Source organism: Antarcticimicrobium luteum (assembly GCF_004358185.1).
GTDB lineage: Bacteria > Pseudomonadota > Alphaproteobacteria > Rhodobacterales > Rhodobacteraceae > Antarcticimicrobium > Antarcticimicrobium luteum.
Window position 1 is genome coordinate 12,352 of record NZ_SMUV01000074.1, and the last position, 20,625, is coordinate 32,976.

Annotated in this window: 26 protein-coding genes, 1 tRNA gene and 1 pseudogene; 16 read left to right on the top strand and 12 right to left on the bottom strand. The window is 67.7% G+C overall.

Annotated elements, in window-relative coordinates; genetic code table 11:
• Positions 1-29: 29 nt before the first annotated feature.
• From E1832_RS20095 to E1832_RS20105, 3 genes and pseudogenes are all read left to right on the top strand, one after another.
• A complete protein-coding gene (locus E1832_RS20095) occupies positions 30-458 on the top strand; it encodes a VOC family protein (protein ID WP_133361581.1) in 429 nt (142 codons plus the stop codon).
• Positions 425-1,216 carry a DUF1194 domain-containing protein gene (locus E1832_RS20100; RefSeq protein ID WP_206021083.1) on the top strand — a complete coding sequence of 264 codons (792 nt, stop codon included), beginning with the start codon at positions 425-427 and terminating at the stop codon, positions 1,214-1,216. Before E1832_RS20095 ends, E1832_RS20100 begins: the two co-directional genes overlap by 34 nt.
• A pseudogene (locus E1832_RS20105) lies at positions 1,213-1,951 on the top strand (DUF1194 domain-containing protein). The gene E1832_RS20100 and the pseudogene E1832_RS20105 overlap by 4 nt, the downstream one beginning before the upstream one ends.
• On the opposite strand, the gene E1832_RS20110 reads toward E1832_RS20105, so the two are convergent.
• The 3 genes from E1832_RS20110 to E1832_RS20120 form a co-directional block, all read right to left on the bottom strand.
• Entirely contained in the window at positions 1,945-2,442 is a 498-nt protein-coding gene (locus E1832_RS20110; protein WP_133361582.1) for a MarR family winged helix-turn-helix transcriptional regulator, read from the bottom strand. The pseudogene E1832_RS20105 and the gene E1832_RS20110 sit on opposite strands and share 7 nt — an antisense overlap.
• Positions 2,443-2,517: 75 nt before the next feature.
• A complete protein-coding gene (locus tag E1832_RS20115) occupies positions 2,518-2,775 on the bottom strand; it encodes a succinate dehydrogenase assembly factor 2 (protein WP_133361583.1) in 258 nt (85 codons plus the stop codon).
• Positions 2,772-3,179, bottom strand: coding sequence for a helix-turn-helix domain-containing protein (locus E1832_RS20120; protein WP_133361584.1), 408 nt, complete (start codon positions 3,177-3,179; stop codon positions 2,772-2,774). The genes E1832_RS20115 and E1832_RS20120 overlap by 4 nt, the downstream gene beginning before the upstream one ends.
• Positions 3,180-3,271: 92 nt before the next feature.
• Here E1832_RS20120 and E1832_RS20125 point away from each other — a divergent pair, with 92 nt between their 5' ends.
• Complete coding sequence (locus E1832_RS20125) at positions 3,272-4,474, top strand: pyridoxal phosphate-dependent aminotransferase (protein ID WP_133361585.1); 1,203 nt, start codon at positions 3,272-3,274, stop codon at positions 4,472-4,474.
• A gap of 10 nt (positions 4,475-4,484) precedes the next feature.
• The gene (locus tag E1832_RS20130; protein ID WP_133361586.1) at positions 4,485-4,889 is read left to right on the top strand and encodes a hypothetical protein; all 405 of its coding nucleotides are present in this window, start codon (positions 4,485-4,487) and stop codon (positions 4,887-4,889) included.
• A 97-nt stretch (positions 4,890-4,986) separates the two neighbouring features.
• Here the strand turns inward: E1832_RS20130 and E1832_RS20135 are convergent, their stop codons facing one another.
• A complete protein-coding gene (locus E1832_RS20135; protein ID WP_133361587.1) occupies positions 4,987-5,226 on the bottom strand; it encodes an Lrp/AsnC ligand binding domain-containing protein in 240 nt (79 codons plus the stop codon).
• Positions 5,227-5,304: 78 nt separating this feature from the next.
• Complete coding sequence (locus E1832_RS23150; protein ID WP_133361588.1) at positions 5,305-6,504, bottom strand: hypothetical protein; 1,200 nt, start codon at positions 6,502-6,504, stop codon at positions 5,305-5,307.
• 130 nt (positions 6,505-6,634) lie between these two features.
• Between E1832_RS23150 and hisB the strand changes: the two genes are divergently transcribed.
• Positions 6,635-7,222 (top strand): imidazoleglycerol-phosphate dehydratase HisB, encoded by a 588-nt coding sequence (gene hisB, locus E1832_RS20145; protein WP_133361589.1) that lies wholly within the window; start codon positions 6,635-6,637, stop codon positions 7,220-7,222.
• Positions 7,223-7,284: 62 nt separating this feature from the next.
• Positions 7,285-7,923 carry an imidazole glycerol phosphate synthase subunit HisH gene (gene hisH, locus E1832_RS20150; RefSeq protein ID WP_133361590.1) on the top strand — a complete coding sequence of 213 codons (639 nt, stop codon included), beginning with the start codon at positions 7,285-7,287 and terminating at the stop codon, positions 7,921-7,923.
• Positions 7,924-7,952: 29 nt separating this feature from the next.
• Here hisH and E1832_RS20155 read toward each other — a convergent pair whose 3' ends face one another.
• Positions 7,953-8,360: a DUF2147 domain-containing protein gene (locus E1832_RS20155; RefSeq protein ID WP_165978939.1), complete on the bottom strand. Its 408-nt coding sequence runs from the start codon at positions 8,358-8,360 to the stop codon at positions 7,953-7,955.
• Positions 8,361-8,509: 149 nt separating this feature from the next.
• On the bottom strand, positions 8,510-8,899 hold the full coding sequence (locus E1832_RS20160; RefSeq protein WP_133361592.1) for a DUF2147 domain-containing protein: 390 nt from the start codon (positions 8,897-8,899) through the stop codon (positions 8,510-8,512).
• A gap of 136 nt (positions 8,900-9,035) precedes the next feature.
• Here E1832_RS20160 and hisA point away from each other — a divergent pair, with 136 nt between their 5' ends.
• Together hisA and E1832_RS20170 are read left to right on the top strand one after the other, a co-directional pair.
• Positions 9,036-9,758, top strand: coding sequence for a 1-(5-phosphoribosyl)-5-[(5-phosphoribosylamino)methylideneamino]imidazole-4-carboxamide isomerase (hisA, locus tag E1832_RS20165; protein ID WP_133361593.1), 723 nt, complete (start codon positions 9,036-9,038; stop codon positions 9,756-9,758).
• Positions 9,759-9,766: 8 nt separating this feature from the next.
• A complete protein-coding gene (locus tag E1832_RS20170; RefSeq protein ID WP_245514063.1) occupies positions 9,767-10,057 on the top strand; it encodes a hypothetical protein in 291 nt (96 codons plus the stop codon).
• 235 nt (positions 10,058-10,292) lie between these two features.
• On the opposite strand, the gene E1832_RS20175 is transcribed toward E1832_RS20170, so the two are convergent.
• Positions 10,293-10,538, bottom strand: a complete 246-nt coding sequence (locus E1832_RS20175; protein WP_133361594.1) for an EF-hand domain-containing protein — start codon at positions 10,536-10,538, stop codon at positions 10,293-10,295.
• Positions 10,539-10,898: 360 nt separating this feature from the next.
• Between E1832_RS20175 and E1832_RS20180 the strand changes: the two genes are divergently transcribed.
• The 5 genes from E1832_RS20180 (at position 10,899) to E1832_RS20200 (ending at position 15,152) form a co-directional block, all read left to right on the top strand.
• Positions 10,899-11,336, top strand: a complete 438-nt coding sequence (locus tag E1832_RS20180; RefSeq protein WP_133361595.1) for a DUF2867 domain-containing protein — start codon at positions 10,899-10,901, stop codon at positions 11,334-11,336.
• 75 nt (positions 11,337-11,411) lie between these two features.
• Positions 11,412-12,215, top strand: coding sequence for an imidazole glycerol phosphate synthase subunit HisF (gene hisF, locus E1832_RS20185; protein ID WP_133361596.1), 804 nt, complete (start codon positions 11,412-11,414; stop codon positions 12,213-12,215).
• The gene (locus tag E1832_RS20190; protein WP_133361597.1) at positions 12,215-12,529 is read left to right on the top strand and encodes a phosphoribosyl-ATP diphosphatase; all 315 of its coding nucleotides are present in this window, start codon (positions 12,215-12,217) and stop codon (positions 12,527-12,529) included. Before hisF ends, E1832_RS20190 begins: the two co-directional genes overlap by 1 nt.
• Before the next feature lie 111 nt (positions 12,530-12,640).
• On the top strand, positions 12,641-13,840 hold the full coding sequence (locus tag E1832_RS20195; protein WP_133361598.1) for a benzoate/H(+) symporter BenE family transporter: 1,200 nt from the start codon (positions 12,641-12,643) through the stop codon (positions 13,838-13,840).
• Positions 13,841-13,904: 64 nt separating this feature from the next.
• Entirely contained in the window at positions 13,905-15,152 is a 1,248-nt protein-coding gene (locus E1832_RS20200) for an NAD(P)/FAD-dependent oxidoreductase (RefSeq protein ID WP_133361989.1), read from the top strand.
• Between the two features lie 487 nt (positions 15,153-15,639).
• Here the strand turns inward: E1832_RS20200 and E1832_RS20205 are convergent, their stop codons facing one another.
• From E1832_RS20205 to rlmB, 4 genes are all read right to left on the bottom strand, one after another.
• Positions 15,640-16,110: a CoA-binding protein gene (locus E1832_RS20205; protein WP_133361599.1), complete on the bottom strand. Its 471-nt coding sequence runs from the start codon at positions 16,108-16,110 to the stop codon at positions 15,640-15,642.
• 183 nt (positions 16,111-16,293) lie between these two features.
• Positions 16,294-16,740, bottom strand: coding sequence for a YHS domain-containing (seleno)protein (locus tag E1832_RS20210; protein WP_245514064.1), 447 nt, complete (start codon positions 16,738-16,740; stop codon positions 16,294-16,296).
• Between the two features lie 112 nt (positions 16,741-16,852).
• Positions 16,853-17,071, bottom strand: a complete 219-nt coding sequence (locus E1832_RS20215; protein ID WP_425358989.1) for a hypothetical protein — start codon at positions 17,069-17,071, stop codon at positions 16,853-16,855.
• Positions 17,072-17,141: 70 nt separating this feature from the next.
• On the bottom strand, positions 17,142-17,945 hold the full coding sequence (gene rlmB, locus E1832_RS20220; RefSeq protein WP_133361601.1) for a 23S rRNA (guanosine(2251)-2'-O)-methyltransferase RlmB: 804 nt from the start codon (positions 17,943-17,945) through the stop codon (positions 17,142-17,144).
• Positions 17,946-18,067: 122 nt separating this feature from the next.
• Between rlmB and E1832_RS22615 the strand changes: the two genes are divergently transcribed.
• Positions 18,068-18,151 (top strand) — tRNA-Tyr (locus tag E1832_RS22615).
• Between the two features lie 151 nt (positions 18,152-18,302).
• Entirely contained in the window at positions 18,303-20,624 is a 2,322-nt protein-coding gene (locus E1832_RS20225; RefSeq protein WP_133361602.1) for a response regulator, read from the top strand.
• The last annotated feature ends 1 nt before the right edge of the window (position 20,625 follow it).

The following is a 20,625-nucleotide window of genomic DNA, read 5'->3' on the forward strand; positions in this document are numbered from 1 at the left end:
CAATCCAACAAGAAGGGGAGCGGCCAGACATGGCGCTGACATACCTGCACACCATGGTCCGGGTGAAGGATCTGGAGAAATCCATGGCCTTCTACGAATTGCTGGGCCTGAAAAAGACCCGCCAGTACGACAGCGAAGAGGGCCGATTTTCGCTGGTCTTCATGGCCCCCCCGGGCCAGGAGGAGTGCCCGATCGAGCTGACCCACAACTGGGACGGCGACGACGGGCTGCCCAGCGACAGCCGCCATTTCGGCCATCTCGCCTATGGCGTCGACAATATCTACGAGGCCTGCCAGCATCTGATGGACAATGGCGTGACCATCAACCGGCCGCCGCGCGACGGGCGCATGGCCTTTGTCCGCTCGCCCGACAACATCTCGATCGAGCTGCTGCAGAACGGCGAGCCGCTGCCCCCGGCCGAGCCATGGACCAGCATGGAAAACACCGGCCATTGGTAAGGGCGGCGGCCCTCGCGCTGACGCTGGCGGCCGGGCTCCCGGCACCGCTGGCGGCGGCGGAGTGCCGGCTGGCGCTGGTTCTGGCGCTGGACGTGTCCAGTTCGGTCAGCGCCGCCGAGGACGCGCTCCAGCGCGGCGGCCTGGCCGCCGCGCTGATCGCACCCGAAGTCGAACAGGCGGTCTTCGCGGCCCCCCTGCCCGTGGCCATCGCCGCCTATGAGTGGAGCGGTCGGGAAAAGCAGACGCTGCTGGCCGACTGGCGGCTGATCCGCTCCCGCGCCGATCTGCTGGAGCTGGCCGAAACCATCGGCCGCTCCGAACGCGGCCAGACCGAGTTTCCCACCGCACTGGGCTACGCGCTGGGCTACGGCGCCAGTCTGCTGGCGCGCGGACCCGCGTGCCTCTACCGCACCCTCGACATGGCCGGCGACGGAGAAAACAACGAGGGCTTCCCCCCCGCCGCCGCCTATGCGGAGTTCCCCTTTGCCGATGTCACCGTCAACGGGCTGGTGGTCAACGCCCCCGACGATGGCGCCGAGATCGACCTGATCGCCTACTACCGCGACACCGTCCTGCATGGCCCCGGCGCCTTTCTCGAGGTGGCGCATGGGTTCGAGGATTACCAACGCGCCATGCGCCGCAAGCTGCTGCGCGAGCTGGCCCCGCGCGTGGTGGGCGCGGCGGATACGGCGGATACGGCTGACCCGGTCGATTCGGCGGGCGCGCAGCCCCGCCCCGGTCCGGGCGCGCCGGGATGATCCGCGCGCTGCACTTGGCTGCGCTGCTGACCGCACTGTTCGTGCTGACCCCGCCCGCCGCGGCGCAATGCCGCCAGGCGCTGGCGCTGGGGCTCGATGTCTCCGGTTCGGTCGATGCGCGCGAATACCGGTTGCAGTTGGACGGGCTCGCCGCCGCCCTCACCGATCCGCGAGTCGCCCGCGCTGCTCGCCCCCGGTATCGCGCCGGTGCGCCTTGCGGTCTATGAATGGAGCGGGGCGGGCTATCAGCGTCTGCTGCTGGACTGGACCGCGATCGCCGACCGCGCCACGCTCGACCGCATCGCCGCGCGGCTCGCCGCCACCCCGCGCCGCCCGGCCCCGCCGCAGACCGGGATCGGCGCCGCGATGCGCTTTGGCGCGGACCTGCTGGCGCGCCAGCCGGGCTGCTGGCGGCGCACCCTCGATCTGTCCGGTGACGGTCGCCACAACCAGCCGCCCCACCCGCGCGAGGTCCGCTCCGCGCTGGCCCGCAGCGGGCTGACCATCAACGCGCTGGTGATCGGTGCCGATACGCCCCGCGGCGCAGATCGCCGCCAGGCGGGCCCCGGCGCGCTACCGTCTTATTTCCGCGCCTGGGTGCTGACCGGCCCCGGCGCCTTTGTCCAGACCGCGCCGGGCTATCCGGCCTATGGCGAGGCCATGGCCCGCAAGCTGCTGCGCGAGCTGGAACTGCCGGCGCTCTCGGCGCTCGGCAGGCGACACATCGTTCAATAGATATACCGGATCTGATCGGTCCAGTAGCGTTCGACGCGTTTCAGCGCGCTGGTGATGTCCTCGACCCCCGCCGCCGTCATCACGCCCTTCTGCTCCAGTCCCTCGGCGTGGCGGGCAAACAGCGCCTCGATGACGTCGCGCACCTCGCGCCCCTGCTGGGTCAGCCGCACCCGCACCGCGCGGCGGTCGATCTCGCAGCGCTGATGGTGCATGTATCCCATCTCCACCAGCTTCTTGAGGTTATAGCTGACATTGCTGCCCTGATAGTAGCCGCGGCTTTTCAATTCGCCCGCGGTGACCTCGTTGTCACCGATGTTGAACAACAGCAGCCCCTGGACCGAGTTGATCTCCAGAATGCCGACCCGCTCGAACTCATCCTTGATCACATCGAGCAGCAACCGGTGCAGCCGCTCGACCAGCGCCAGCGCCTCAAGATACCCGGACATGAACCCCTGCCGCGAGGCCAGGCTCATCTGCATTTCAATACTCATACGTTCCTCCAACACGAACGGCTCGTGTGAGAGGGTGACGCGAAAAGGCGAAAAATAGGTTAAATCCTGAACGACCTAGGGCTGAAAGCTTTGCGCGATCTCATCCACCAGCCCGGCATAGGGCGCCGGCGTCTCGATCTGCCCGGTCACCCATTTGTACAGATCCTGATCGTTCTCGTTCAGCAGCGCCTCGTAAAGGTCCATTGCCTCGGGCGCCATGCCCTCCAGCGCGCGCCCGGCATAGGCCTGAAGGATCAGGTCCATCTCCTTGATGCCGCGCCGCATCGACCGCATCTTCAGCCGCTTGATCCGGATCTCCCGCGTCTCGTTCATACCTGTGCCTGCTCGGACTGTTCCAACAATTGCTTCACCCGCTTTTCCAGTCGCGCCGCCCGCTCGCCGGTGGCCCGCATGTCCGCGCGAATCGCCCGCAGCTCGCCCAGAACCGCCGCCAGATCCTGTGCCTCGGTGGTCTCGTTCGCCGGGCCGTCCATGCCGTCGCCCTCGCCGGTCAGCAGCCACATGATCGAGACGTTCAGCAGACCCGCCATCATCGACAGCTTGTTCGCCCGCGGCTCGGACAGATCCTCTTCCCAGCCGCGCACGGTGGTCTTCTTCACCCCCAGCCGCCGCGCCAGCTGCGCCTGGGTCATCCCCGAGGCCTCGCGCGCGCCGGCCACCCGGTCGCCGAATGTGGCGGCATCGGGGCCGTACCAATCGGTGTCGTTGTCGGTCATGCTTCTCTCCCTCCGATGCTTTCGGTGCGGGTTGATCGCCATTCGGCGGCACCCTATGACAGTCAGGTACAACATACAAACCGAGGCCCGCCATGAGTTTCCTGTCCACGACACTCTCTCGCGTCAAACCGTCGCCAACGGTCGCGGTCAGCACCCTGGCCCAGGAGCTCAAATCCGAGGGCCGCGACGTGATCGGCCTCGGCGCCGGCGAGCCCGATTTCGACACGCCGCAGAACATCAAGGACGCCGCCGTCGCCGCCATCGCCGCCGGCAAGACCAAATACACCGCCCCCGACGGGATGATCGAACTGAAACAGGCGATCTGCGACAAGTTCGCCCGCGAGAACGGCCTGACCTACACGCCCAAGCAGATCAGCGTCGGCACCGGCGGCAAACAGATCCTCTACAACGCTCTGATGGCCACGCTGAACCCGGGCGACGAGGTGGTGATCCCCGCCCCCTACTGGGTCAGCTACCCCGACATGGTGCTGCTGGCCGGCGGCACGCCCGTCGCGGTGGAGACCTCGCTGGAAAACGCCTTCAAGCTGTCGCCCGATCAGCTCGAGGCGGCGATCACGCCGAAAACCAAATGGTTCATCTTCAACTCGCCCTCGAACCCCACCGGCGCCGGCTATACCCGCGACGAGCTGAAGGCGCTGACCGACGTTCTCATGCGCCATCCCCATGTCTGGGTGATGACCGACGACATGTACGAACACCTCACCTATGACGGCTTCGAGTTCTGCACCCCTGCGCAGATCGAACCGGCGCTCTACGACCGCACGCTGACCTGCAACGGGGTCTCCAAGGCCTATGCGATGACCGGCTGGCGCATCGGCTATGCCGGCGGCCCGGAGCATCTGATCGCGGCGATGCGCAAGATCCAGTCGCAATCCACCTCCAACCCCTGCACCATCAGCCAATGGGCGGCGCTGGAGGCGCTGACCGGCCCGCAGGATTTCCTCGCCCCCAACAACGCGGCGTTCAAACGCCGCCGCGATCTGGTGGTCGCGGCGCTGAACGCCATCGACGGCATCACCTGCCCGACGCCCGAGGGCGCCTTTTACGTCTATCCCTCGATCGCCGGGCTGATCGGCAAGACCACGCCAAAGGGCACCCTGATCGAAAACGACGAGGCCTTCGCCACCGCGCTGCTCGAGGAAACCGGCGTCGCCGTGGTGTTCGGCGCGGCCTTCGGCCTCTCGCCCAACTTCCGCGTCAGCTACGCCACCTCGGACGACAATCTGACCGAGGCCTGCGCGCGCATCGCCGCCTTCTGCGCGGCGCTGACCTGAGGGGGCCGGGATGGACCTGCCGAAATACTATTTCCGGGTGCGCGAGAACGGCGCCTTTGTCTTTCGCGTCGATACCGAGAACCGCGACCGCCGCATCGAGATGGTGCAGATCGCCGCCGTCAACATCCGCAATGGCGAGATCAAGCCACAGGGCGACAAGGTGCTCACCGACGCCGATCTGGAGCAGATCAAGGCCTGGATGGCCGAGCGCGCCGAGATCCTCGCGCGCCGCGACATCGACGACATCCTGCGGACCGTCGATCACCTCAACCTCACCGCCCACTGGGCCCAGACCCGCGCCAGCGAGGCCCAGCTCGAGGCGGTGACCGACGCGCTGCTGCTGGCCATGCACGACCTGCGCGGCGTGCTGGTCCGAAAAAAGGCCGAGCGGCTGATGAAGGACCGCAAAGACTGACCGCCCGCTCGGCCCCCGCCGCCGGGACATACGAATTTGCAGCCCAGAAGAAGTGCGCCGCGCGATCCGGGCGCGCGGCTCTCAGCGCACCACCGGATCAGAAGGCGTTGAAGGTCATCGTGGTCAGCGACCGCTCGATCCCGTCGATATCGAGCAGGTGATCGTTGATGTATTTGCCCACATCCGCATCCGCCGGGATGTAGAGCTTCATCATCAGGTCGTATTCGCCGCTGGTGGAATACAGCTCGGAATGAATCTCGCGCAGGGCGATCTGTTCGGCCACCTGATAGGTGGTGCCGGGTTTGCAGCGGATCTGGATGAAAACGCAGGTCGACATGGGACGCAGCCTTAGGGGATTGTTCGGCGGCCAAACTGGCATGGCGGCGGGCCGGGCGCAATCCCCGCTGCCCTCACCTCACCCCTTCGCCCTGTCCCGCACCCAGACGTTCATCCGCCAGGCGCTATAGGCCAGTGCGATGGCGATCAGCCCGGCGATCACCACGGTCCCCGGCGCGGCCTCAAGCCGCTCGAAATATTGGGTATATAGGTGGATCGCGCCAAAGGTGACGGCGGTGTTGAACACCGCCCGCCGCGCCCCCATCGCCGCCCACAGCCCGACGCCCAGAATCACCAGCGCCCAGACCAGCGCATAGGCATCGGCGGAAATCACCGTCACCCGTTCCATGAACGCCATCTGCGCCGCCTCATAGGCCGCCCGGGCCGCCTCATCGGCGTGCCATCCGGGATCGGCGCTGAAATCCGACCACTTCGGCCCCCAAAGGTGGGCGCCGACCCGGTCGCCCCAGAGCGAGCCGATCCAGAACGCCATGTTCATCCAGATGAAGGCCAGCCGCCCCAGGATCGTGGCATGGCGCGCGATCCGCTCCGGCGCGGCGCGGATCAGCCACAGGCAGGCCCCGGCCAGCAGCGCCATCTGCACCACCGTCAGCGTCGATTCATAGATCGCCAGCCCATAGACCCCGGTCTGGTAGAAACTGCGCGACGACAACGCCGCCGCCAGCGCCGGGATCGACAGCGCACTCACCAGCCGGAAATCCAGCGCCACGCCGCACAGGATCAGCGCCGCTGCGGCATAGTGATAAAGGATCCAGGGCGGCAGCCCGCCCAGCGGCTCGGCCAGCACCCCGGTCAGATGCGCCGCCAGCCCGAGGCAGGTCAGCCAGCCCGCCAGAAAGGCCAGCCGCTCCGGCCCCCGGCGCCAGACCGCATAGGCGCCCAGCGCGATCGGCAGGCCCAGCGCGGCGGCCACCGCGAACCGTTCGGTCGCCTCCACCCCCCAGGCCACCGCGCCGCCCACCAGCATCACCGCCCCGATCACCGCCGTGGCATTGGACAGCAGCCGGTAGGCCTCCGGCGCCCGCAACAACGCCGCCGCCCCCGCCAGCGTCACCGCCGCGCCCAGCGCGGTGAACTGCGCCGCATCGTCCAGATAGGCCGCCATGCCGCCGATCACCGCGAGGATGCCGGTGAACAGCACGATATTGACGGCAAAACCCATCATGTCCTCGCGCGCACGGCGGGCGATCTCATCGGCCTGCATCGGGCTCAGCACCCCGTCGCGGACCAGTCCTGCGGTATCGGCCAGGTATCTCATGGCGCCATCATGGCCGCAGATGCGGCAAAAAGGGAAGCGGTTTAAGGGCGCCCGCCCCTTCGCCCGCCGCGCACTCTTGGCCTCGCGGCGAACCGGCCCTATAACGGCCCGGCATCACAGGAGCGCCCCCATGCGACAGGCCCGCATCTCCCGCAAGACGGCGGAAACCGACATCACGGTCGAGCTGACCCTCGACGGCACCGGCCGCTATGACAACCAGACCGGCGTGGGGTTCTTCGACCACATGCTGGACCAGCTGGCCCGCCATTCGCTGATCGACATGACCGTGCGCGCGCAGGGCGATTACCACATCGACGACCACCACACGGTCGAGGATGTCGGCATCGCGCTGGGTCAGGCGCTGGCGCAGGCGCTCGGCGACAAGACTGGCATCCGGCGCTATGGCGAATGCCACCTGCCGATGGACGACGCCCAGGTGCGCTGCGCGCTGGATCTGTCGGGGCGCCCCTATCTGGTGTGGAACGTCGCGCTGCCAACGCCCAAGATCGGCAGCTTCGACACCGAACTGGTGCGCGAGTTCTTCCAGGCGCTCAGCACCCATGGCGGCATCACGCTGCACGTGGACCAGCTGCACGGCTTCAACAGCCACCACATCGCCGAGGCGGCGTTCAAGGCTGTGGCCCGCGCCCTGCGCATGGCGGTGGAGACCGACCCGCGCAAATCCGACGCGATCCCCTCGACCAAGGGCGCGCTGTAAGGCGCGTCCCACCGGAGGGCCCCGCCCCTCCCTCGCTCCGCACAGACCAGATGGAGACCCCCATGCTGACCGCCATCATCGACTATGAAAGCGGCAATCTGCATTCCGCCGAAAAGGCCTTCCAGCGCATGGCGCGCGAGGTCGGCGGCGGCACCGTCGTGGTCACCGCCGACGCCGATGTGGTGGCCCGCGCCGACCGCGTGGTGCTGCCCGGTGACGGCGCCTTTCCGGCCTGCTCCGCTGCCCTGCGCGGCCATTCGGGCCTGTTCGACGCGCTGGTCGAGGCGGTGGAGACCCGCGGTCGCCCCTTCCTGGGCATCTGCGTCGGCATGCAGCTGATGGCCACCTGGGGGCGCGAATACGAGGACACCGAGGGCCTCGACTGGATCGGCGGCGAAGTGGTCAGGATCACCCCCTTCGACCCCGCCCTCAAGGTGCCGCATATGGGCTGGAACGATCTGGTGATCGACCATCCCCACCCGGTTCTGGACGGCATCGAAACCGGCGATCACGCCTATTTCGTCCACTCCTACCAGATGCGCGTCACCAACCCGGACGAGCGGCTGGCGCATGTGGACTATGGCGGCGAGGTCACCGCCATCATCGGCCGCGGCACCATGCTGGGCACCCAGTTCCACCCGGAGAAAAGCCAGCAGACCGGCCTCCGGCTGATCGGCAACTTCCTGCGCTGGCGGCCCTGAGCCGTCCCCGGAGCCGCCCGGCGATCCCCTCAGTTCACCCGCGCCCAGACCTGCGACTGGCACACCGGCCCCAGGCACCCCCTGACCGTCATCCGGTTGCCCCTCACCTTCATGGTGCCAGTGTAGCTGCGGTTATGGGCGGGCACAAAGGCGCGCCCGGTCCACACCCCGGCCCCGGCCGGCGTCATGTCCCAGAACACCCGCACGCCCAGGTTCGGCGTCTGCACCGGGCGGCCCTGGCTGTCATAGGTCCGCGCGATCACGCCGCAGGCCGCCGCCCCGCAGGGCTGCGCCTCGATATGGGCGACGATGCCGTTGGCGTCCGGCGGCGTCAGCCAGGTGCCCAGCGGCGTATCCGCCGCCACCGCCATGGGGATCAGCCCGGCGCAGATCGCGGCGGCCAGAGTCCGTTTGATATGTCGAATTGTCTTTTTCACCAACATCACTCCATTCAGCGATACTGGCATTTGCTGCCGTCTGTCCCGGCCCGGCAGAACAAAGCCGGACACAGATTACACGCGCCAGGCCCGGGTGCGCAATGGAATTTCGCAGCCGCCCCGCTGCCCGGCGCGATGGCGCCGACGGCTCAGTTCACCCGGCTCCAGGTCTGTTTCGAACAGATCAGCCCGCCGGCCACACAGCCGCGCAGCGCCACCGTGTTGCCGTCCAGATCCATCTTGCCGATATAGATCTTGTCGTTCGACGGCCGCCAGACCTTGCCCGCATAGCTTCCGTCGCCCTTGGGGACCATGTCGATCACCAATGTCTTGCCCTGATTCTCGGACCGATACTCGCCCGACCCGTTGAAGCTCCGCGCGATCACCCCGCACAGCGCCGCGCCGCAGGGCGCAATATCGATATGCGCGTAAGATCCGTCGTCGACCTCGGTCTTCCAGGTGCCTTCCAGCGGATCGGCCGCCCAGGCCGCCCCGGCCACCCCAAGGCTCATCGCCGCGGCAAGCAAAACATGTTTCATCGCTAATCCTCCCGTTTGCCACAGTCTGACCCGCCCGCCCCGAGTCGGGCAAGGCTGACCCAGGGTCGCGTTGCATTTCTCGCCGCCCCGGTGCAATAGGACGCGAAACGCCCGCAAGCACCGGAAAGGCCCGCCGATGATCCTCTACCCCGCCATCGACCTCAAGGACGGACAGGCCGTGCGCCTTTTGCGCGGCGAGATGGACAAGGCCACCGTGTTCAACGACGATCCCGCCGCCCAGGCCCGCGCCTTTGTCGAGGCGGGCTGCGAATGGCTGCATCTCGTGGACCTCAACGGCGCCTTCGCGGGCGAGCCGGTCAATGCGGCTGCGGTCGAGGCGATCCTCGCCCAATGCGACGTGCCCGCCCAGCTCGGCGGCGGCATCCGCGACATGGCCACCATCGAGGCCTGGCTCGACAAGGGCCTCGCCCGCGTCATCCTCGGCACCGTCGCGGTTGAGAACCCCGATCTGGTGCGCGAGGCCGCGCGCGCCTTCCCCGGTCAGGTCGCCGTCGGCATCGACGCAAGGGGCGGCATGGTCGCCACCAAGGGCTGGGCCGAGGAGACCAACGTGGACGCCACCGACCTCGCCCGCTCCTTCGAGGACGCCGGCGTGGCGGCGATCATCTATACCGACATCAACCGCGACGGCGCCATGCAGGGCCCGAACGTCGAGGCGACCGCGGCGCTCGCCCGCACTGTCTCGATCCCGGTGATCGCCTCGGGCGGCGTCAGTTCGATCGCCGACCTGATCGCCCTGCGCGATTGCGGCGCAGCACTCGACGGCGCGATCTCGGGCCGTGCGCTCTATGACGGCGCCATCGACCTGAAAGAGGCGCTGAAGGTTCTGAAAGGCTGAGGCGCGCCTTGCTCCGCACGCTGTCACGGATCTTCGCCGCCGCCACGGTCGCGCCGCTGCTGATCTGGATCGGTGCCGTCGTCGCGACGCTTGTGCTCTCAGGCCCGATCGGCTGCCGGATCGACGAAGGCAGCAGCCACCCCTGCATGATCGCCGGGCAGGACTGGGGCGAAACCGCCTATAGCCTCGGCATGATCGCCGCCTGGGGGCTGTTTTTCCTTGGCCCGCTGTCTTTCGGCATCGGCCTGCTCTGGGGGCTGACAGCGCTGCTGCACAGGCTGCTGCGGCGGCGCGGCTAAGCGCCTGCCGAAAAGCGAGGAGGGCCGCGCCAGCTCAGGCAGGCGCGGCCCGGCGCAAACGCCGGGCGAACCGCAAATCGACGCCCCGCCCCCCACACAAAAAAACCTGGCCCCGCGAAACGCGGGGCCAGGCTGGGGCCCGGCCTGCCGATTCACTCGCAGACAGACCGGGTGCGGGACCGGCGCATGGGGGACATCGCCGGTCGACAGGGAGGATGGGGCAGAAGGGTCCGGGTCAGCCCTTCGGCAGCAGCCCCGCCGCCTGCGCGGCCTCCACTTCGGTCATGTCGGCCTCGCCATCGGCATTCACGTCGATCTGGGCAAAAGCCTCTGCGCTCAGGTCCGGAACAGCCGTCTGCAACTCTTCCAGCGAATAGGTGCCATTGCCGTCAACATCCTGCTCGGCGGTCAGCGCCTGGGCGGCCAGCGGGCTGGCGATCAGCGCGGCAAGGGCGACCGATTTCAGGGCAAACGTCTTCATGACAACTCTCCTTCATATAAGTTTTGTCAGTGGCTCCCGGACCATCCGGCGAACCGTGAGAGGAAGCTAGGCGCGCTTTTCCGGCTCTGCGAGGGGTCTCGGTTTGCCCACAGATTTCCGGCAAGACCTTGCCTTTTCTGCAAAAATTCCACGCGCCCTTCCGCCGATCCCGCGTTGTGATCCTTTCTCCGCCGACCCGCTCCCCCGCTTCGCGCAGGTTCCGGCCCATGCCCCGCCGTCGCGCTCGGGAGCCGTTGACCATCGCCCCGAAACCTGCCGCCTGAGGCGATCTGCCCACTGGCCCAAACACGCATGTCGTGTTTTCCTGCACCTCGTATTATGTAGCCAGTGAGATAGCCGATGACCGCCACCACCCTGCCCCGCCACGCCCGCATCTGGGCCCGCGTGCAACCGGGCGATTTCCTCGACGATTACGCCATCGCCACCCCCCTCACCCCGCGCGAGGCGCTGGATCTGGCCCTGCGCTCGCCCGCCTGGGCCCAGGCGCTCCTGCGCCTGCGCGACGCGGTGGTGCGCCCCTTCGGCCTCAAAACCGCCGCGGATGACGCCCGGACAGGCTTCCCGGTGGAATATGAAAGCGACGAGGAACTCATCGTCGGCATGGACGACTGCCACCTCGATTTCCGCATCACCGTGCTGAAATCCGGCGGCACCGTGCATATCGCCACCTGGGTGCACCGCAACAACGCGCTGGGGTGGGCCTACCTCGCGCTGATCACCCCGTTCCACCGGCTGATCCTGCGCAGCGCGCTGCGCCGCATCGCCGCCGCCCGATAGGCGGCCGGTTCGCGCGGGCTGCCCCCTTCCCCCTCTGCCCCCGCGACGTTATGTAGGCGGCAAAGGAGCGGCCCCATGCTGAAAACCCGCATCATCCCCTGCCTCGACGTCGCCGACGGCCGTGTGGTCAAGGGCGTCAACTTCGTCGATCTGGTCGATGCCGGCGATCCGGTCGAGGCCGCCAAGGCCTATGACGCCGCCGGCGCGGACGAGCTGTGCTTTCTCGACATCCACGCCACCCACGAAAACCGTGGCACCATGTACGATCTCGTCCAGCGCACCGCCGAGCAATGCTATATCCCGCTGACCGTCGGCGGCGGCGTCCGCACCCGCGAGGATGTGCGCGCGCTGCTGCTCGCTGGCGCCGACAAGGTCAGCTTCAACTCCGCCGCCGTCGCCAACCCCGACGTGGTGGCCGAGGCCGCCGACCACTTCGGCTCGCAGTGTATCGTCTGCGCCATCGACGCCAAGACCATCGAGACCGACGACAATGGCGTCGGCACCCGCTGGGGCATCTTCACCCATGGCGGACGCAAAGCCGCGCTCGACGCCGACGGCAACCCGATCGACGCGGTGGAATTCGCGCGCACCGTGGTGGCCAAGGGCGCCGGGGAAATCCTGCTCACCTCGATGGACCGCGACGGCACGCGGGCGGGCTTCAACCTCCCCCTCACCCGCGCCATCGCTGACGCGGTCGACGTGCCGGTGATCGCCTCCGGCGGCGTCGGCACGCTCCAGCACCTCGTCGAGGGCGTCACCGAGGGCCACGCCAGCGCCGTCCTCGCCGCCTCGATCTTCCACTTCGGGGATTTCACCATCCGCGAGGCCAAGGAATACATGGCCGCCGCCGGCATCCCGATGCGGCTGGAGTACGCCTGATGCATATCCTCGACCAGCTCGCCCAGACCATCGCCGAGCGCGCGGCAGCCGATCCGGACAGCAGCTGGACCGCCAAGCTGCTGGCCAAGGGCCCCGAGAAATGCGCCGAGAAATTCGGCGAGGAGGCGGTCGAGGCGATCATCGAGGCGGTGAAAGGCGACCGCGACCGCCTCACCTCCGAGGCCGCCGATGCGCTCTATCACCTGCTGGTGATGCTGCAATCGCGCGACGTGCCTCTGTCGAACGTGCTCGACGAGCTGGCCCGCCGCCAGGGCATCAGCGGCCTCGACGAAAAAGCCGCCCGCAAACCCTGAGCCGGCCTCCGGCGCGCCGAATTCCGGCCGCCCGCCGATCTGCGCCCCGGCAGCGCTTGACGCGCCGTCACCGCCCCGGATACCCAAGCGCGGAGGAATGGGGGAGAGCAGATGGCAAACCATGACACCGCGCGGCGCGCGCCGTACCTGCCGGTCATCGAGACGGTCAACGCCTTCGTCGCCTTTCTCTTCGCCGCCTCGGCCCCGGTCGCCATCATCCTCGGCTCCGGGTTGCGCGGCGGGCTCAGCGATGCCGATCTCGCCTCATGGATCTTTGCCGCCTTTGCCCTGAACGGCGCGCTCAGTATCGGCATGTCCTACGCCTACCGCCAGCCGCTGGCGTTTTTCTGGACCATCCCGGGCACCGTTCTGGTCGGCTCGGCGCTGCAATCGCTCAGCTTCGCCGAGGTGATCGGCGCCTATCTTCTCACCGCGCTGCTGCTGCTGGTGCTCGGCCTCACCGGCTGGGTGCGGCTGGCGATGGAGCGGTTGCCGATGCCGATCGTCATGGGCATGGTCGCCGGCGTCTTTGTCCAGTTCGGGCTGGACTGGATCCGTGCGTTCGAGACCGACTTCACCCTTGTCGCGGCGATGAGCGCGGCCTTTTTCGCCCTCACCGCCCTGCCCCGCGCACAGAAGTTCCTGCCGCCGATGATCGTCGCCCTTGCCGTTGGCCTCGCCGTGCTCGCGCTTCAGGACAACGGCGCGGCAGCCGCCCCGCATCCCGGCCCGATTCTGGCGCATCCGGCCCTCTACTGGCCCGAGTTCTCGCTCGCCGCCGCGCTGGAACTGGTGGTGCCGCTGACCATTACCGTGGTCGCGGCGCAGAACGCACAGGGCATCGTCATCCTGCGCGCTGCCGGGCACACCCCGCCGGTCAACGCCATCACCACCGCCTGCGGCGGCGCCTCGGCCCTGACCGCGATGTTCGGCAGCGTCTCCACCTGCCTCACCGGCCCCTCCAACGCGATTCTGGTCTCCGGCGGCGAACAGGACCGCCACTGGATCGCCGCCGTGCTGCTGGGCCTCTTCGCCATCCTGTTCGGCATCTTCGCGCCGCTGGTCACCTCGCTGCTGCTTGCCACGCCGGCGGCCTTTCTCAGCACGCTGGCGGGGCTGGCGCTGCTGCGCACGTTGCAGGCGGCGTTCCAGACCTCCTTCGGCGCCAATTTCCCGTTGGGGGCACTGGTGGCCTTTCTCGTCACCCTGGCCGGGCTGCCGGTGTTCAACATCGGCGCGCCGTTCTGGGGGCTGGTCTTCGGCGTTCTGGCCAGCCTGCTGCTGGAGCGCGCGGCGTTTTCCAGACCCTGAGCGCAGCGAATTGACACGCCGGACGCCCGGCTCCAAACATCCCGCAGGCAGCAGCGAGGACACCATGCAGGATTTCGACATCGCCGTGATCGGCGCGGGGATCTTGGGAACCAGCGCCGCGCTCTGGGCGCAGATGCGCGGGCACCGGGTGCTGCTGGCCGATCCCAACCCGCCCGGCTCCGGCACCAGCTCCGGCAATGCCTGCACGCTGGCCACATATGCCTGCCTGCCGGTCAACGACCCCTCGGTGCTGACCGGCCTGCCAAAGCTGATGTTCGGACCGGAAAGCCCGCTGGCGGTTTCCTACGTCCACGCCCTGCGCAACCCGCGCTGGATGCTGTCGTTCCTGGCCAATTGCCGCGCCGCGCGCGCGAGAGAGATCGCCGGTCACCTCGCGGGCCTGCTGGCCCATGCCGACGCCGGGCTGAACCCGCTGATCGCCGAGGCCGGGGCCGAGGATCTGGTGGTTTCGCGCGGCCAGCTCTCGATCTGGTCGACCGAGGCCGGCGCCGAGGGGGCAGAGGCCGGTCTGGCCCTGCGCCGGGACTTCGGCGTGCCCTTCACCGAACTGTCGGCCGAAGAGGCCCGTGCGATGGAACCGGGGCTGACCCTGCCGATCGCCCGGGCGGTGCATTTCACCGGCGCCCGCCACATCCGCGACCCCGAGGAACTGGTGCGCCGCCTGCACGCCCGCTTCATCGCACTGGGGGGCCAATGGCGGCAGCAGGCCGCGACCGAGGTCCGCGCCGATGACACCGGCGTCACCCTGCGGCTCGGCGATGATACCGTGACCGCCGGGCGCGCCGTGCTTGCCGCCGGGGCCTTCTCCAGACGGGTCCGGCGCGCCGGCGCCGAGGGCCTGCCGCTGGGAACCGAGCGGGGCTATCACCTGCTGTTCGCCGGCGAGGGGCATCGCCTCACCCGCCCGGTGGGCTGGGGCGAGGGCGGCTTTTACGCGGTGCCGATGGCGCGCGGCCTGCGGCTGGCCGGCACGGTGGAGATCGCCGCGCTCGACGCCCCTGAAAATGCCGGGCGGCTGGCCTATATCGGCCGCAAGGGGGCCGAGATGTTGGGGCCGCTGCCCGCGCCCGACAGCCACTGGCTGGGCTACCGCCCAACCATGCCCGACGCGCTGCCGGTGCTGGGCTACAGCCCGACCTCCGACCGCATCATCCACGCCTTCGGGCATCAGCACCTCGGCCTGACGCTCGGCGGCATCTCGGGGCGCATCGTCGCCGATCTCGCCGAGGGGCGGCAGCCCAACCTGGACATCGCCCCGTTCCGCCCCGGTCGCAGCTATGCGCCGCTGTGAAGGACAACTGACCTGAGAGTGAAGCCGGGCCGCGCCCGACCGCGGGTGGGCGCCCCTTCGCTGTGAAAGCGTCCCTTTATCGCAGCCAGAACATCACGCCTCAGTTCTGCGCACGGCAGTTGCAGAAGCGCCCGCCCATAGGGGCGGTCGGGCGCTGCCCGGCGGCGCTACGCGCCTTGTTCCGGGCAAAGGAAGATCTCGCCCCGGTGTTCTCCCCGACTCACCCCGCATTAACCGCCGTAACCGCCCCGTCCGTTGCGCAATGCCCCCAAGCCCCCGCTTCTGTACAAAACCGCCGCCGAATCCCCCAAACCGGCCCGCAGGCGCCCCGCCGCCGGCCCGCAAACTGTACAAAACGCCCCGCAAACTCCCCGAACCGAACCGGCCCCCGGCCCGGCCTGCGACCGCACCGCCACACAGCAGGAAAACCCGCAGGACAAATGCCGCCGCGTTAACCACCCCTGCGGCCCCGCCCGTTGCGCGGCTCTCACAGCTTGGAAGAAATCACCCCGGTGGCGAACCCGCCCATCCGCAGCTCGCCGAACAGCCGCTGATATTCGATCTTGGGACAGCGGTCCTGGATCACGGTCACGCCGCGCGCCTCGGCCTTGGCGGCGGCCTCCGCGTGTTCCACCCCGATCTGCATCCAGATCGTCTGCAGGTCCGGAAACACCTCCAGGGCCTCGTCCACGATCGGCGGCACCGCCTCGGAGCGGCGGAAGACATCCACCATGTCCACCCCGCCCTCTATCTCCCGCAGGCTGGCTACAACCTTTTGACCGAACAGCATTTTGCCTGCGTGCCCCGGGTTGACCGGGACCACCGAGTAGCCCTTCAGCGTCAGATAGCGCGCCACGTAGTAGCTCGGCCGCACCGGGTTCATCGACACGCCCACCACCGCGATCCGCTTGGTGCGGGTTAGGACATCTTTCAGCATTTGATCGGAATATTCTGCCATGCCCCATCCTAGCTCTGCGCGCAGAAAGAAAAAAGCGCCCAAAGCATGAATGCTAAGGGCGCCAGTGTGGAACGAGGGACAGTGAAATGACCCGCGGCAGTTCCGGTCCGCGGTCACTGTGGGATTTAGGCATCATTTCCAAAAAAGAAAGAGGACCTCTCACATTCGTGAGCGGCCCTCCGCCTAGTGCCCCAGCGCCTCCGGCCAATTCCCATCACTCAACACAATATACTGCGGCGGATTGCGGACCCACACCTTCATGTTGGTGCGGTTGTGGATCAGGTACAGTTTTCCATCCACGATCTTCCACGACTCCGGATCGGTCCCCAGCGCCCGCCCCTTCGACATCGCATAGGCGCAATACCCACCGTATTGCGGCGCATAGGCGCGCGGGTTGGCCTCGAAAATATCGCGGTTCCGGCGGTTGGAGAACAGCCACATCGCCCCCTTCCACATCACCGCGATATCGGATCGGCCGCGCTGCGCCTTGCCGGCGGTGAAATAGGCCACCGTGTCATAACCGCCTATCGCCGCGCCCTTGCTGGAATAGAACATAGGCATATCCGCCCGCGCCACGGCGGTCATCATCAGCAACGCGGCGAGGACAGACAGGATCGGGCGCAGGGTCATGGGGTTGGCAATGGCTTTCTGGACTAAGGACAAGATGCCCTCCGAGCGCGGGTCTGCAAAGCCCCGCTGACGCGGTTGTGAAGGAAGCGGAGCCATCCGTGCCCCGGGCGCCTCAGTCGAAGATATCCTCGACCAGATCCAGCGCCTCATCCAGAACCCGGGCCACAAGACCCTTTTTGCGCCTGGCCTTTTTCCGCTTTGGCGGTTTCGCGGCCGGGGCCGGCGCCGCGCCACCCGCGCCGGCCCTGTCGAGGCGCAGCATCTTCAGATCGTGCAGCGGCGCGCCACAGCTCGCGCAGCTCAGCTCGCGCCGGATCTGGCCGCTCAGCACCAGCGCGGCGCGGGCGCCGCAATAGCAGCATGTGGCGATCTTGGTCGACTGTGGGATGGGAATCGCCTCGCTATGCTGCGTCAGTGGGTGAGTGGGTCAAAGACGCATATAGGGCGATCGCCGCCGCGTTGGAGACGTTGAGCGAGCCGAATCCGCCGGCTGCGTCGATCTTGACCAGATGATCCACGGTTTCTTTGGTTTTCTGCCGCAGCCCCGGCCCCTCGGCCCCCAGGACCAGGGCGACCGGACGATCGCGGCGCCCCGCCAGCGCGGCCTCGATGGTCTGCCCGGCCTCGCCGTCCAGCCCGAGTACGAGAAACCCCATGCCCTGCAACTCGACGATCGCGTCGGCCAGGTTGCGCACCCGCAGATAGGGCTGCCGCTCCAACGCGCCGCTGGCGGTCTTGGCCAGCGCGCCCGTCTCGGGCGCCGAATGGTGGCGGGTCCCGATCACCGCGCTGGCGCCCAGCACCTCGGCACTGCGCAGGACCGCGCCCACGTTATGCGGGTCGGTGACCCGGTCCAGCAGAATCACCCGCGGCGGCGCCCCCTCGGCCTCGCGCCCGATGCAGACCTCGGCAAGGCTCCCCCAGTTCAGCGGCTTCACCTCCAGCGCCGCGCCCTGGTGCACCGAGCCGGGGTCAATCGGCGCGGTGAACCTGCGCGGATCGGCCTGTTCGGGGTCGACCCCGGCCTCGGCGATGGCATCGGCCAGCTTGTCCTGCGCGTTGCGCGTGACGATCAGGCGCAGCTTTTCCCGCCGCGGATTGAGCAGCGCGTCGCGCACCGCGTGCAGGCCAAAGAGCCACACGGTTTCACTCCCGGCGGCTTTGCGGGCCTGTTCCTTTTCGACCACCCATTTGGGTTTTTTCATCGCGCGGCTCCCCGGCTGAACATCTTCGGTTTCCTGCGTCAGGACAGGGGATTTTCCTGTTGACGCCCCTTTGAGGCGCTTGTAATCACGCCGTCACAGCGGGCGCAACAGCGCACGTGGATGGGCGACAGGCCGCAAGGTGTGGCAGGGGACTGTAACTCCCTCGCGGAGACGCACGCCTGGTTCGATTCCAGGGTCGCCCACCATCCACCCCCACATCGATGACCACAAGAATTCTGTCAAAGCGAGGCAGTGTTCCGCGCCGCGCATCGCCCTGTCCGTCCCACCGCGCGACTTAACCCGAATTTAGTCCTTTTGCCCTCCAATCGCGAGGGCGGGGAAATCGGGAGAAGATCGTTGGGCACCAGCAAGCTGAAAATCGCGATCTGGTCGGTTCTGCTGCTGGCCGCAGTCATCTTCGTGGCCGGGCGGCTGATCATCAACACCCGGATTTCCATCACCGAATCGACCCTGATGGCCACCGCCGAGTCGGCCGCGCAGACCTGGTCCGATCACCACGTGATCCATATGGGCCACTTTTCAGAGCTGGCCGAACTTGACCCGCAGGACAGCGTGACACCCGCCATGCGGAACGATGCCGACACGTTCGGCAGCATCTTTTTCTACCGCGTTTATGACAGATGGGGGCGGCTGGTCCTGGTATCGGCCCCGGCCGAACATGCGGCGGACAACGATCACCCCGCCCCGCTAACGCCCCCCGCGCCGAACGCCGGGGATATCGCGCGGGTCCGGGCGGTCCTGACCGACGGCCAGATGGTGACCGACGTCTCCAAAGGATGGCAGCGCAACGATCCCGGCCTCTTTTTCTCGCGCAGCGTGCTGCCGATCCGGGCCGATGGGGAGATCGTGGGCGCCGCCGAGGTGTTCGTGGACATCTCGGCCAATCGCGCCACGATCAACCGCTCCTTCCGCCAGTTCAGCATTGCATTGGTGGTGATCCTGACCCTGGCCAGCCTGATCCCGATCGCCGCCATTTCCTATGCCTGGTTCCGGATGTCGATCCTGAACCGCGATCTGAAGCAGGCCCGTGACGAGGCGTCTCAGGCCGAACAGGCCAAGGCGCAGTTCCTGGCGAACATGAGCCATGAGATCCGCACACCGCTCAACGGCATCATGGGCATGGCGGAACTGCTGAACGAGACGGACATGACCGAGGATCAGCATGGGTATTCGGCGACCATCCTCGCCTCTTCCTCGGCGCTGCTGACCATCATCAACGATGTCCTCGACTTCTCCAAGATCGAGGCCGGCAAACTGTCGATCGAGGCGAAACCGTTCGATCTGCACAATTGCGTTCAGGATGCCGCCGGCCTTCTGTTTCCCGCCGGCAACGGCAAGGGGGTGGAACTGTGCGTGGATTTCCAAAAGCCGCTGCCGGCCTGGGTCGTCGGCGACGAGGCCCGGCTGCGGCAGTGCCTGCTCAACGTGGCGGGAAACGCGCTGAAGTTCACCGACTCCGGCCATGTGACGATCCACGTCGCGGACCGTGGGCGCGACAGGATCGAGATCGAGGTCAGCGATACCGGGATCGGCATTCCCGGCGACAAGCTCGAGGCGATTTTCCGCGATTTCGAGCAGGTCGAGGGCGGCGACACCCGCAGCCAGTCCGGCACCGGGCTGGGTCTGGCGATCACCCAAAGGCTGCTGCGGCTGATGGGGGGCGACATTTCAGTCGACAGCACCCCGGGGCACGGCTCGGTCTTCCAGATGGTTCTGCCGCTGCCGACCACCGCGCCGCCGGAACACGCCCAGACCGACACGCCGGTGCTGTTTCTCGACCCCGTGGCGCTGCGGGGCAAGACCGCGGTGGTGGTGGATGATCTGGAGATCAACCGCCGCATCCTGACCTCCCGGCTGTCCAGTTTCGGAATGCAAAGCATCGCCTATGACGGCGCCGCCGCGACCCTGGCCGCGCTCAGGGACGGGCGTCAGCCGGTGCCCGACATTCTGATCTCGGATCACCATATGCCGGGCATGGACGGGGCCGGGATGCTGCGCGTGCTGCGGACCTTGCCCGGGTTGCAAAAGCTGCCGGTCGTCATCCTGTCATCGGGCGACCTGCAGACCTTGCGTGCCGCGCTGCCCGGGTCCGATCAGGAGAGATTTCTGAACAAACCGGTGCGCACCGACATGCTGTTCAAAACCCTGTGCAACGCCATGCAGGTCGGCGACGCGGCGCGGGGCGATGCCCGCCCGGGCGCCGCAGCGCGGGCAGCGGGCACCCCCCCCGACAGGGTCGCGCTGCGCGTTGGCCTGGCCGAGGACAACAAGACCAATCAGTTCATCGTCCGCAAGATGATCGGCGACCGGGTTGCCCGTTTCACCACCTGGGCCAACGGTCAGGAGGCGGTCGACATGTACCTGAGCGAGCGGCCGGATCTGATCCTGATGGACATCTCGATGCCGGTAATGGACGGGTTGACCGCCGCGACCGAGATCCGCGCGCTGGAGCGGCGCGCCGGCCTGTCGCCCTGCGTGATCCTGGCCCTGACCGCCCATGCCATGCTCGAGGACCGCAACCGCAGCGAAGCGGCCGGTATGGACGGGTTCCTGACCAAGCCGATTCGCAAGGCCGACCTGATCGACGCGCTGGATGCGGCGGTGGAGCGGCTGGCGGCGCGGTCCGAGGCGCGCACCGCAACCAGCGACGCCGGCTGAG